Origin of the sequence: Carboxydocella sp. ULO1 (genome assembly GCF_002049255.1) — a bacterium.
GTDB lineage: Bacteria > Bacillota.
On record NZ_BDLQ01000007.1, the window covers coordinates 150859 to 163158 of the forward strand.

12 protein-coding genes are annotated in these 12300 nt (G+C 51.9%); 7 read left to right on the forward strand and 5 right to left on the reverse strand.

The window, feature by feature from the left end:
- Positions 1 to 48: 48 nt before the first annotated feature.
- From ULO1_RS01595 to ULO1_RS01610, 4 genes are read left to right on the forward strand one after another with little or no spacing between them, the layout of a single operon-like run.
- The gene (locus ULO1_RS01595; protein WP_078665785.1) at positions 49 to 792 is read left to right on the forward strand and encodes an energy-coupling factor ABC transporter permease; all 744 of its coding nucleotides are present in this window, start codon (positions 49 to 51) and stop codon (positions 790 to 792) included.
- Position 793: 1 nt separating this feature from the next.
- Positions 794 to 1087, forward strand: a complete 294-nt coding sequence (locus ULO1_RS01600) for an energy-coupling factor ABC transporter substrate-binding protein (RefSeq protein ID WP_078665786.1) — start codon at positions 794 to 796, stop codon at positions 1085 to 1087.
- Positions 1080 to 1877 carry a cobalt ECF transporter T component CbiQ gene (cbiQ, locus tag ULO1_RS01605; RefSeq protein WP_079932844.1) on the forward strand — a complete coding sequence of 266 codons (798 nt, stop codon included), beginning with the start codon at positions 1080 to 1082 and terminating at the stop codon, positions 1875 to 1877. Before ULO1_RS01600 ends, cbiQ begins: the two co-directional genes overlap by 8 nt.
- Positions 1858 to 2688 carry an energy-coupling factor ABC transporter ATP-binding protein gene (locus tag ULO1_RS01610; protein ID WP_078665788.1) on the forward strand — a complete coding sequence of 277 codons (831 nt, stop codon included), beginning with the start codon at positions 1858 to 1860 and terminating at the stop codon, positions 2686 to 2688. Before cbiQ ends, ULO1_RS01610 begins: the two co-directional genes overlap by 20 nt.
- A 24-nt stretch (positions 2689 to 2712) precedes the next feature.
- Here ULO1_RS01610 and ULO1_RS01615 read toward each other — a convergent pair whose 3' ends face one another.
- Positions 2713 to 3564 (reverse strand): DegV family protein, encoded by an 852-nt coding sequence (locus ULO1_RS01615; RefSeq protein WP_078665789.1) that lies wholly within the window; start codon positions 3562 to 3564, stop codon positions 2713 to 2715.
- Between the two features lie 61 nt (positions 3565 to 3625).
- Positions 3626 to 4501, reverse strand: a complete 876-nt coding sequence (locus tag ULO1_RS01620) for an RluA family pseudouridine synthase (RefSeq protein ID WP_159071957.1) — start codon at positions 4499 to 4501, stop codon at positions 3626 to 3628.
- 65 nt (positions 4502 to 4566) lie between these two features.
- Here ULO1_RS01620 and ULO1_RS01625 point away from each other — a divergent pair, with 65 nt between their 5' ends.
- The 3 genes from ULO1_RS01625 (at position 4567) to ULO1_RS01635 (ending at position 7836) form a co-directional block, all read left to right on the forward strand.
- Positions 4567 to 5637, forward strand: coding sequence for an FtsW/RodA/SpoVE family cell cycle protein (locus ULO1_RS01625; protein WP_079932846.1), 1071 nt, complete (start codon positions 4567 to 4569; stop codon positions 5635 to 5637).
- A 70-nt stretch (positions 5638 to 5707) separates the two neighbouring features.
- Positions 5708 to 6442: an N-acetylmuramoyl-L-alanine amidase gene (locus tag ULO1_RS01630; protein WP_078665791.1), complete on the forward strand. Its 735-nt coding sequence runs from the start codon at positions 5708 to 5710 to the stop codon at positions 6440 to 6442.
- 83 nt (positions 6443 to 6525) lie between these two features.
- Complete coding sequence (locus ULO1_RS01635) at positions 6526 to 7836, forward strand: APC family permease (RefSeq protein WP_078665792.1); 1311 nt, start codon at positions 6526 to 6528, stop codon at positions 7834 to 7836.
- Between the two features lie 10 nt (positions 7837 to 7846).
- Here ULO1_RS01635 and pruA read toward each other — a convergent pair whose 3' ends face one another.
- The 3 genes from pruA to ULO1_RS01650 all read right to left on the reverse strand — a co-directional run bounded on the left by pruA (position 7847) and on the right by ULO1_RS01650 (position 12245).
- A complete protein-coding gene (gene pruA / locus ULO1_RS01640; RefSeq protein WP_079907253.1) occupies positions 7847 to 9394 on the reverse strand; it encodes an L-glutamate gamma-semialdehyde dehydrogenase in 1548 nt (515 codons plus the stop codon).
- Between the two features lie 25 nt (positions 9395 to 9419).
- Positions 9420 to 10349 carry a proline dehydrogenase family protein gene (locus ULO1_RS01645; RefSeq protein ID WP_242946637.1) on the reverse strand — a complete coding sequence of 310 codons (930 nt, stop codon included), beginning with the start codon at positions 10347 to 10349 and terminating at the stop codon, positions 9420 to 9422.
- A 150-nt stretch (positions 10350 to 10499) separates the two neighbouring features.
- On the reverse strand, positions 10500 to 12245 hold the full coding sequence (locus ULO1_RS01650) for a sigma 54-interacting transcriptional regulator (protein ID WP_078665794.1): 1746 nt from the start codon (positions 12243 to 12245) through the stop codon (positions 10500 to 10502).
- Between the last annotated feature and the right edge of the window lie 55 nt (positions 12246 to 12300).

The window sequence follows — 12300 nt, forward strand, 5'->3', positions numbered from 1 at the left end:
ATAAGGCTGGGGATTTTTTATTTTACAATGCTGGGAGGGGAAGAGTAGATGAAAAAGTACAAGTCATTAGTTCTGATTGGTTTGGGTTTATTATGGTTTACTTTAAATGCCCCTGTTAATGCTTATGCCATGCACATAGCTGAAGGCTTCCTGCCGCCGGTTTGGGCGGGATTATGGTATTTGCTGTTCCTGCCCTTTTTGGCCTGGGGTTTGTACCGGATAAACCGGATAGTAAAAGCCAACCCCGGAGTAAAGATGCTCCTGGGTTTGGTGGGAGCTTTTGCCTTTGTACTATCCGCATTAAAAATACCTTCCGTAACCGGTAGCTGTTCCCATCCAACGGGAGTGGGGCTGGGAGCTATCCTGTTTGGTCCAGCTGCCATGATGGTGCTGGGCACGATTGTTCTCCTTTTTCAGGCTTTACTGCTGGCCCATGGCGGGGTAACTACTTTAGGAGCCAATGCCTTTTCTATGGCTATTACTGGCCCCCTGGTTTCCTATGGACTTTACAAGCTTTTGCAAAAAACCGGGGTGAACCGCAGTTTCAGCATTTTTCTGGCCGCTACCCTGGGGGACCTGGCTACCTATCTGGTGACATCGGTTCAGCTGGCCCTGGCATTTCCCACCGGTGGGCTCATTGCTGCCTTTCTCAAATTTGCCGGGATTTTTGCCCTTACCCAGATTCCGCTGGCCATCAGCGAAGGCTTGCTGACTGTAGTGGTCTTTAATACCATCAGCAATTATAACCGCCAGGAGTTAGTGGAACTGGCAGTTCTGACGGAGGAGGGATAAGATGAAAAAGCAAAATCTTATTTTATTGCTAATGGCCGTGGTTTTATCTTTAGGACCTCTTGTCCTGTTGCCCAATGCCCCTTTCGCTGGAGCTGATGGGCAGGCGGAAGAAGTGATCAGCCAGTTGCGTCCTGACTACAAGCCCTGGTTCCAGAATTTCTGGCAACCGCCCAGCGGGGAAGTGGAAAGCTTGCTCTTTGCCCTGCAAGCAGCCCTGGGCAGTGGTTTTATTGGCTATTATTTAGGCTATCTCCGCGGCAAAAAACAGGCAGAGGAGAAAAAAGGGCATGTTTAATATCGATCAATTTGCTTATAATAACCGGCTGCGTCATGTTCATCCTCTGGAAAAATTGCTATTGACCGGATTAACTATGGGGGCGGTCTTGAGCCGTCCCCAACCGGTGGTAACGGGCCTGGTGCTGCTAATAATGAATGGAATTTTATGGGGGCGGGCTGGTATACCCTTGCGCTATCTGGTGCGGCTGTTGCTTTTGCCTTTTTCCTTTTTGCTGCTCAGTGCCTGGACGATTTTGTTAAGCCTCAGTACCGAGCCGGTTAGTGGGATTATAACCTGGAAAATCGGGCCGCTGTTTGCAGGGATTGACTGGCGGCAGCTGGGGCTGGCCCTGCGGGTTATACTACAGGCTCTGGCTGCTGTCAGCTGCCTTTACTTTCTCATCCTGACTACACCGATGGTTGAGATCCTGGGAATTCTGCGCCGTTTGCAGATTCCGCCCCTGCTACTGGAACTGATGGGATTGGTTTATCGCTTTATCTTTGTGCTGGCGGAAACAGCAGTACAGATCCAGATTTCCCAGGCTTCCCGCTGGGGCTATGCCAGTTTGGGCAATTCCTACCGCTCCCTGGGCCAGTTGATAACCGCTCTGTTGTTCAAATCCCAGCAGCGTTCCCGCCAGCTTTATCAAGCTCTGGAGGCCAGGGGTTATCAGGGGGAGTTAAGGGTATTGGAACCGGAATATCACTGGTCCGGTGCCAATCTGGCCTTGATTGCTCTGGTACAAATGGTACTCTGGTTTATAGCATTAAACGGGGGAGGAGAAAAAATTGTCATCTTTCATTCTTGAGGCCTGTGCCGTGGAATTTGCCTATCCGGATGGGACGGTAGCATTGCAGGGTGTGAATATGGCGATTGAACGGGGAAAGAAAATTGCCGTGCTGGGGTCCAATGGGGCGGGCAAATCCACCCTGTTTTTGCACTTTAACGGAATTTTACGGCCCCGGCAGGGGGAAATCCGTTTTGCCGGGCATAAAGTCAGCTATAAACATAAAGATTTACTGGAGCTGCGCAAACGGGTGGGGATTGTTTTTCAGGACCCGGATAGCCAGCTATTTTCCGCCAGTGTCTATCAGGAGATTTCCTTTGGCCCTCTCAATCTAGGCTTGGCGGAAGCGGAGGTGCGGCGGAGGGTGGAACAGGCTCTGGCAGCCACGGAGATCAGCCATTTACGGGATAAACCGACCCATGCCTTGAGTTACGGGCAGAAAAAACGGGTTTCCCTGGCGGCCATTCTGGCCATGGAGCCGGAAGTGCTGATTTGTGATGAGCCTACAGCCTGGCTGGACCCGCGTCATTCCAGACAAGTAATGGAATTGCTGGATAATATTAGCGACAAGGGGACAACGGTCATCCTCTCCACCCATGATGTGGAACTGGCCTATGACTGGGCAGATTATGTCTATGTCATGCAACAGGGACGGGTAATCGGGCAGGGAACACCGGCGGAAATTTTCCTGGATGAAAAGCTTCTGCAACAGGCAGATCTGACTCAGCCCTGGCTGGTTGAGGTATATCAGGCCTTGAGGCAACGGGGGCTAACTAACCGGCCGCTGCCGCGCAATCGACAGGAGTTGCTGGCCCTGGTGCTGGCTCAATAAAAAAGCTGTCCGCAAGGACAGCTTTTATGCTTCACAGAAAACAAAACCTACCAGACCAGGGCCGGTATGGATGCCAAGAGCCGGGGAAATCTGTTCCAGAAAGCTTTCTACCACAGTGGGGAGCTCTTTCAGTTTTTTGTAAAGCTCCCGTGCCTCTGCCTCGGCGGCGCCATGCAGAACAGCCAGCCGGCAAGGGGTTTCTTTAGCCAGCTGTTCGCCTATTTTCAGCAATTCTTTTAACCCCAGTTTTTTTCCCCTTACTTTTGTGAAGGAAAAATACTTGCCTTCTTTATCAACAGAAATAATGGGTTTTAGATTGAGCATTTGCCCAAGAAAGGCGGAAACAGCACCAATACGACCGCCCCGGTGGAGATATTCCAGCGTATCGAGGATAAAAAAGACACGGCTAGTATCCCGCAGATGTACTAAGCGCTGCCAGATAGTATCCAGATCGGTTTGGCCGCTGCGCAGCATTCGGGCGGCTTCCAGAAGCAGAAAACCCTGACCGAAGGAAAGGGAACGGCTGTCAAATACCCGGATGTCCAGGCCTTCATACTGGCTGGCTATGGTCTGTACCATTTGCCAGGTACCAGAAAGACTGCTGGAGATATGGATAGCCAGTACCTGTTTGTAGCCTTCAGCCTTCAGTTGGTCCAGCAAAGCCAGAACTGCGCCGGGAGTAGGCATGGAAGTGGTGGGGATTTCAACCGGCAAGCGAGCATAGATATCCTCGGGCTGGATATCTACCCGGTCCAGGAACTGACCATCCTGATAATTGATGCCAAAGGGCAGGACGTGAATTTGCAGCGCTTCTAACAAGGTCGGGGGTAGATCGCAGGCGCTGTCTGTGATTAGTGCAATGGAAAACTGGGGCATTCTTTCTCCTCCAAATATTTAGATTTCTTTTATTTTAACATATTAACAACCATACTAAAAGCTATTTTAAAAAATTCCGAAAATCGGCAGGTAACGGAGCGCTAATTCCCTGTCCTGGCCAAACCAGGCGCTGGCAGTGGAGCAGAGGACGAGGGGCCAGGGGAGCGGCCGGACCGCCATAATATTTGTCCCCCAGAATAGGACAGCCCAGGTGGCTTAAATGTACTCGAATTTGATGGGTACGACCGGTAACCAGCTCCAGTTCCAGCAGGGACCATTCCTTCCCGGTTTGTAGAAGGCGGTAGCGGGTAAGGGCAGGCTGCCCCGCAGGAATGATGGCGCGTAACTGTGGATGATGGGGATGAGGGCCGATGGGAGCTGAAATTTCTCCCGTTTCAGCCGGAGGCTGGCCCAAAACGATGGCCTGGTAATAGCGGCTGATTTTGCCGCTGCGCAGTAGCTGGTCCAGTACATGATGGGCATGGCTGTGTTTGGCAAAGAGAACAACGCCACTGGTGTCCCGGTCCAGTCTGTGGACAGGATGGGCCACCGGGGCCAGACCTTTTTGCTGCAGGTAATAGGCTACACCATGGGCCAGAGTCGGTTTTTGCCCCTGGTGCGGTCCACCGGGATGAACAGCTATACCTGCCGGTTTGTTAAGAGCCAGGCACTGTTCATCTTCAAAAAGAATATCTAAAGCCATATGGATCGGGGTTAGACCGGGGGCCGGAGCAGCGGTTTCCAGCAGGACTTTCAGCTCATCTCCTGCTTTTACGGTATGGCCCAAAAAAGGGGCACGACCATTGAGCAAAATTCCCCGGCGGCGGGTCAGGCGCTGAATCGCCCGCCCTGATACCTGTAACTGCTGGCGCAGAATAGTTTCCACCGTCAAACCGGCTTGTTCGGGGGGAACAGAATAGGTCAGCCATTTGCGCAAGGAATTTGCTCCTTTCTGTGATATAATGGATAATAAAATTATATCCCGAATTGGGAGGAAGGGAAATGCTTGATTTGCGCCGCACCCTGGCTCTCCTGTTGCCGTTGTCTCTGATGGCAATTGGGGTAATGCTGGTGGACAGAGCCACAGCCGTGCGTTCCTGGCAGGATTATGGCAATTACCATGCCTATGGCTTACGGCAGGCCCAGTTCGCTCTCCTGGCCCTGCTGGCCTTCTTTCTGGCCTGGCGAACTACTGTGCCTTTCTGGCAAAACTGGGCCTGGAGTATGTGGGCAATTGCAGTAGTGCTAAACGGTTTTTTGCTGGTGCCTGGCTGGAGTATAGCGGCCGGCGGGGCAGTTCGTTGGCTCAAGCTGGGTGATCTGGTAATTGCCCCTGCTGGTTTGATGCTGCTTACTACCTGTTTGGTCTTACCCCTCTTACCCCGGCGGCGCTGGATGCTGGCCCTTTTAATGGGCGAGAGTTTGCTGCTGGCAGCTCAGCCCGATTTCAGCCAGATTCCTGTCCTCTGGGCAGCAGGCCTGACGGTGCTGGTCCTGAAGGGCAATTTCGGTCTGAGAGAAGGGTTGGCCGGGGCCCTGGGACTGTTGCTGTTTAGTGGTCTGGCCTGGTTACATCCCTATGTGCAGGGGCGTATTTACAATGTCCTCTGGCCCATACCAGGGCAGGGGGGTGAAGATTATCTGGGGCTGCGCCGCATGTGGGCAGAAGCAGGCTGGTGGGGCCAGGGTTTTACCTGGCGGCAGGAGAGTTATTATATCTCATCACCGGAAGATGATTATCTCTTTGCATTCCTGGCCCACAAACTGGGTTGGGTAGCAGCTGTACTGCTGGTTATTGCCTATCTGGCCTGGGTTTGGGCGGTCTGGCCGCGGCGCTGGGAAAAGTACTGGCAGGGGGATTACCCCCTGATGGTGCGAGGGGCTTTGCTGGCCTGGCTGGGAAGTGCAGCGGCCTTGCATTTTCTGACCAATAGCGGCTGGTTTCCTATAACTACCATTAACTTGCCCTGGATGAGCTGGGGAGGAACTGGTTTGATTACGACCGCCTGGGCGGCAGGTTTGGCGGCCGGGATGGTAGGAAAGGAAGAAGGAGAGTATGCAGGAGCGGGTTAGACCGCTCTTTTTTTCTTGGTCAGTGGCGACACCGGCAAACGGTGCATACAATTCAATGAGGTGATGCTAGATGGATGAGGTCAAGCTGGTGTATAAGGGCAAGGCCCTGCCCTTTTTTGGACGGCTGCAGGAAAACCAGACCTGGGTGCCTATCCGGCCTTTGCTGGAAAGCCTGGGTCATCGTCTGGTCTGGGATGGCAGTAATCGGATCGTTTATATTGATTCCCAGCCAGTGGTAGCAGTCAAACCCCTGGCCAACCGGATTATCTGTCTGGACGCCGGGCATGGCGGGCCTGACCCGGGAGCGGTAGGGCCCAGTGGCTTGAAGGAAAAGGATGTCACTCTGGATGTGGTTCTGAAGCTGAAACAGCTCTTACAAAATGACGGGGCCCAGGTGATTTTAACCCGGGATAGTGACCGGGTAGGGGAACCGGATAGCCGGGTAGCGGAATTATCCCGGCGGGTAAAGCTGGCCAATAGTCAGGGGGCCCATATCTTTGTTTCTGTTCATTGTAATTCTGCAACCAATAGGGAAGCCAGGGGCACTGAGATCTATTTCCATCATGCTACTGCCCGGTCGCTGGCACAGGCCTTAGAACCACCCCTGCAAAAACCCGGGTTACCCTGGCGGGGGATTAAACAGGGCAATTTTCTGGTCATTCGCAAAGCCCAGATGCCGGCAGTACTGGTGGAACTGGCCTTTATCAGTAACCCCATTGAAGAAAGACTGCTGGCCGATAACGCCTGGCGGCAACGCTGGGCTCAGGCCTTGCGTGATGGGATTATAAATTATTTTCAAAGCTAAACAATATACTTGTAAAGGTTCTGGTGCTGTGCTATATTAGACAGGGCAAATTTTAAATACTGACATACTAAGGAGGAGCAGCATTGGAACAACAGTTGCGCAAGGAATTGGGCTTATTCACAACAATGATGCTAGTAGTGGGTATGGTTATTGGAGCAGGGGTCTTTTTTAAACCGGCTGTGATCCTGAAAGCCACCGGTTCACCGACCTGGTCGTTGGGAGCCTGGATTCTAGGTGGAATCATCACTCTGGCGGCGGGTTTGACTATGGCGGAACTGGCGGTAGCAATTCCCCGTACAGGGGGTCTATATGCCTACCTGGAAGAACTGTATGGGCCAGTTGTTGGTTTTCTCTTTGGCTGGGTCCAAACGGTAATCTACGGACCGGCTATAGTAGCAGCTCTGGCTATTATCTTTTCTGCCCAGCTCGGGCAGCTGTTGCATTATTCTGGCTGGGTAGAAACTCTGGTTGCTATCGGCCTGGTATTGCTGGTAGCGTTGATTAACACAACTGGCACCAAACAGGGCGGTAGAGTGCAAACCATTTTTACCATTGGCAAACTCATACCCATCCTGACAATTATCGGTTTTGGTTTATGGCAGGGCCAGGAGCAACTGGGCTTGTTTACCGGTACAGCAACACGCATTACCATTAGCGGTCTGGGTGCGGCGATCCTGGCTACTCTCTGGGCCTATGACGGCTGGCTCAATGTCAGTTATGTAGCTGGAGAGATGAAAAATCCCAAACGGGACTTACCAATTGCTATTTCTTCCGGCCTGTTGCTGGTTATGGCTGTTTACCTGACAATCAATTATGCAATTTTCAAGGTAGTGCCTCTGACCCAGCTGGAACAGTCGGCTACACCAGCCACTGATGCGGCTCAGATGCTCTTTGGTACATTTGGAGCCAGTATTGTCGGTATCGGCATTCTGGTCTCTATCTTCGGAGCATTGAATGGTTATTTGTTGACTTCTGCCCGGGTGCCTTTTGCCATGGGACAAAAAGGTCAATTACCAGGCAGTGACTGGATCGGCAAAGTTCACCTGACCTTTGGCACCCCAGTAAACGCTATATTCTTGCAGGTGATAATTGCATGTTTCTTCATTCTCACCGGGAGCTTTGATCGCCTTACTGATCTGGCCATGTTTTCCGTCTGGATTTTCTTTGTTTTAGGCCTGGCCGGAATTTTTCTTTTGCGGCGAAGGGAGATAGGCCAGGATCAGTACCGGGTACCCCTTTATCCTTTTGTGCCGCTGGTAGCAATGATAGGGGGAACTTATATTTTACTCAATAATTTGGTTACTAATCCTCTGGATTCCTTGTTTAGCCTGGGCATTACCGCCCTGGGCTTACCGGTTTACTGGTGGACAGGTAAAAAAGAAGGGGCTATTTAGCCCCTTCTTTTTATAATTTTTCACTTACCACCTTGGCCTGGGTGAAGAGCAGGAGATAGTCGCGGCCACCGGCCTTGGAGTCGGTGCCGGACATGTTAAAACCACCAAAGGGATGGACGCCTACCAGGGCCCCGGTGCATTTACGGTTGAAGTAGAGGTTGCCGACATGGAAGTGGCGACGGGCTTTTTCCAGATGTTCGCGGTTGGTGGAATAGACGGCACCGGTCAGACCATAGATGGTATTGTTGGCAATTTCTAAGGCATGGTCGAAATCCCGGGCTTTGATAAAGGCTACTACAGGACCGAAGATTTCTTCCTGGGCAATGCGAGCCAGGGGGTCGACATCAGCGAAGACAGTGGGCTGGAGATAAAAGCCATTGCCTTCAGCTTTGCCGCCACCACACATCAAACGGCCTTCTTGTTTGCCGATTTCCATATACTCCAGGATTTTTTCATAGGCTTTCTGATCAACCACCGGACCCATGAAGTTGCCGGGATCTTGCGGAGGGCCGACCTTGATTTGTTTGGCCTTTTCCACTACTTTTTCCAGGACATAGTCATAGACATCTTGATGGATAATGGCACGGGAACAGGCGGAACATTTCTGGCCCTGGAAGCCAAAAGCTGAAGCAACTATCCCTTCAACAGCGGCTTCTAGATCAGCTTCCTTGTCGACGATGATAGCATCCTTACCGCCCATCTCCGCTACTACTCGTTTCAGCCAGATCTGGCCAGGGGCAAGTTTGGCTGCCCGCTCATAGATGCGCAGTCCCACTTCCATGGAACCGGTAAAGGAGATGAAACGGGTACGGGGATGATCCACCAGGAAGTCGCCAATGGCACCACCGCTGCCCGGCAGGAAATTGATTACCCCGGGAGGCAGGCCGACGCTTTCCATCAGCTCCACGAATTTGGCGGCGATTACCGGGGAAGCGGAAGCGGGCTTTAGCACCACAGTATTGCCGGATACGATGGCAGCTGTGGTCATCCCCACCAGGATAGCCAGGGGGAAGTTCCAGGGCGGGATGATTACCCCTACGCCCAGGGGAATATAGTACAGTTCATTGTCTTCACCGGGAATGCGGGTCAGGGGCTGGGGTTCGGCCAGACGCAGCATTTCCCGGCCGTAAAATTCCATGAAATCAATGGCTTCAGCGGTATCAGCATCGGCTTCAGCCCAGTTTTTACCGACTTCATAAACCAGCCAGGCGGAGAATTCATGTTTGCGGCGCCGCATTTCGGCTGCTGCTTTGAACAGATAACGGGCCCGTACGGCAGGACCTACCTGGGACCAGGTGCTAAAGGTTTCTTCTGCAGTTTTGATGGCTTTTTCAGCCAGTTCCAGGTTGGCTTTGGCTACATAGCCCACCACCTGGTCCTTGTTGCCCGGGTTAATGGAAACCAGTTTTTCCTCGGTCATGATTTTCTCTTTGCCAATCACCAGAGGATAGCTCTGGCCCAGCTGGCTTTCTACCAGGGCCAGGGCCCGGGTCATGGCTTCCCGGTTAGCCGGCTGGCTAAAATCTGTAAAAGGTTCGTTACGGTACTCTTGCAGCATGGAAATTTTACCTCCCTTGAATTTTTTATGGTTTAAGCATATTTTTCAGGATAAAGAAGAGGTTAGCGGGCCTTTCGGCCAGACGGCGGGAGAAGTAGGGATACCAGTCTTTACCGTAGGGTACATAGACCCGCATCCGCCAGCCTTTTTTGACCAGCTCTTCTTGCAAATCCCGGCGAATACCATAGAGCATCTGGAATTCAAACTGGTCTTTACGCAGGCCTTCCTTTTCTACGAATTCCATGAGCTCCCGAATGATTTTTTCGTCGTGGGTGGCGGCCCCAAAATAGACGCCGGAACGGAGATAAGTTTTGGCCAGTTTCAGATAGTTAGCATCAACATCCTTTTTGCTGGGATATGCCACCTCCGCAGGTTCCTTATAGGCTCCTTTGCAGAGGCGAATGGTGGATTTCCGCTTGATCAATTCCTCCACATCCCCGGCGGTACGGTAGAGATAGGCCTGTACTACTATGCCTACCCGTTCCGGACCATATTCATTCAACAAGGTATAAAACAAATCAAAAGTGATCTGACAGTGGTCGGAATCTTCCATATCGATGCGGACAAAATTATTGTACTTTTGCGCCCGCTCCAGAATTTCCCGCATGTTGTTGAGACAGAAATCATAATCAATGTCCAGGCCGATCTGGGTCAGTTTCAGGGAGAGATTAGCCCGCAGCTTTTCCTGATGGATGGCATCAAGGATAGCCAGACAGGCTTCCACCGCTTCCCTGGCCTGTTCCTTACTGGTGATGCTTTCCCCCAGGTGGTCCAGGGTGACATCAATGCCTCTGCTGTTCAGTTCTTTAACTCTCTGAACAGCTTCGGCCAGAGTGCTACCAGCCACGAAGCGGGCGGCACCCCATTTCATCCCATGTTTACTGACCAGGTTGACTACTGTTTTGTTGGCGGCAATGGTAAGAATTATTTTGCGCGCCAGCAGGTTCATATCCATTATGCCTTCCCCCTATTTTTTATTGCCGCAATTTTACGCCAATTTAATTTAGCAATTTTCGTGCCATTTATTGGCCGGGAGCAAACTGGCGCCCAATACAGGGAAAAAGCACTTCCTCGCCCAATTTGTGTCAAAAAACTGACGCCAGTGTCAGTTATCTGGCGTCAGACCCAGGACCTTCATTTTATAGTAGAGGCTGCTGCGGGGGATGCCCAGCAAACGGGCGGCTTCGGCCTTGTTGTAGTTGGCCTTTTTCAGGGCCTCGGCAATCAGCCTTTTTTCTGTAGCTATGGTTACTTCCGGCAGTGGGCCGCTGGTATCATTGTCAGGCAAACGCAATTCTTTCAGTTTCTCCAGGCGAAGATGGGCAGGCAGGGTATCCTGACGCAAAATGCCATCATCGGAGAGAATAACCATCCGCTCCAGGGTGTTGCGCAGTTCCCGTACATTGCCGGGCCAGTGGTAATTCATAAAAGCCACCATTACTTCTGGCTCAATTTCCTGAATGCGTTTTTGATGGATGCTGGCCAGCTCCTGGACCAGCAAGTAGGCCAGTTCGGGCAAATCTTCCTTGTGCTCCCTGAGCGGAGGCAGGGTTAGGGTAAGGACATTCAGGCGATAATAGAGGTCCTCCCGGAAAGTACCTTCCCGGATCATTTTTTCCAGATCCCGGTTAGTTGCAGCGATGATGCGGACATTCACCTTGATGGGTTTAGTACCACCTACCCGGTAAAAGACCTTTTCCTGCAAGGCCCGCAGCAGTTTGGCCTGCAGGCTCAATTCCAGCTCACCGATTTCATCCAGAAAGAGGGTACCTCCTTCGGCCAGCTCGAATTTACCGGGTTTGCCGCCACGCTCAGCCCCCGTAAAGGCACCGCTTTCATAGCCAAACAGTTCACTTTCAAAAAGCAGGGAGGGCAGGGCGCCGCAATTAACAGCAATAAAGGGCTGATTGTAGCGTTTGCTTTCTTCATGGATGGCGCGGGCAAACAGTTCTTTACCGGTGCCGCTTTCCCCCCGGATAAGCAGGGAAGCATCGGTAGCAGCAAATTTTTTGGCTAAATTAATGGTTTCCTTTATAATGGTACTGTGGCCATAAATAGTGGCAAAGGCGTTCTTCTGACTGAGACGGTTGATTTCCTTGCGCAGTTTTTTGACGGTAGTGCTGGTGCGGGTCAGCTCCTGATTCAAGTAAACGATATCTCCGATATCCCGTTCCAGGGAGAGGCTCCCTATCACCCGGTTTTCGCACTGAATGGGAGCGGCGGTAATCAGTACATGGGCGTCTTCCCGGGGCTGGTGGTAGCTTTCTCGAATCACTTTGTTTTCCTTCAGGGAGTGGGAAACCAGAACATTGGGGAAAAACTTGCTGACCGGCTGGCCGAGGATTTCCCTTGCCTTAATGCCATAGAGGATTTCGGCCCGGGGATTCCAGTATTCCACTTCTTCCCGTTCGTTGATGATACAAATAGCCTCACTGGCATGGTTAAGGAGTGTGTCCAGGATAGCCTGACTTTTGAGCCAGCCCCGGATAATGCCAGTGGTGAGGATTTCCCAGGTGATTACCCCCAGGGGATTCTGGTTTTCATCCACTACTACCAGTCCGGGATGCTGCTGGTTGAAAAAAGCCAGAATTTTGGCCAGGGAGAAGTCCGGGCCAATGGTTACAGGCCTGGACAGGGAAAAGACTTTGCTGATAGGCAGAGGCTGTTCTGAACGGGCGGCCAGGATTCGTTCACGGCTGAGTAAGCCCCGGATCTGGCCTTTTTTGCCCAGGATCAGCACTGCTTCTGCTCTGGTAGAGGTCAGCTGAGCCTGTAAATGGGATAAAGGGATGTGGGCTTCCCGGCGCAGAAAAGCTGTGGACATTACTGCTGCAGCTGTAAGAGATGACATACCGATTCCTCCTGGGTGTCAAAAAATTGACGCTTTTATATAACAGTATTCGCCT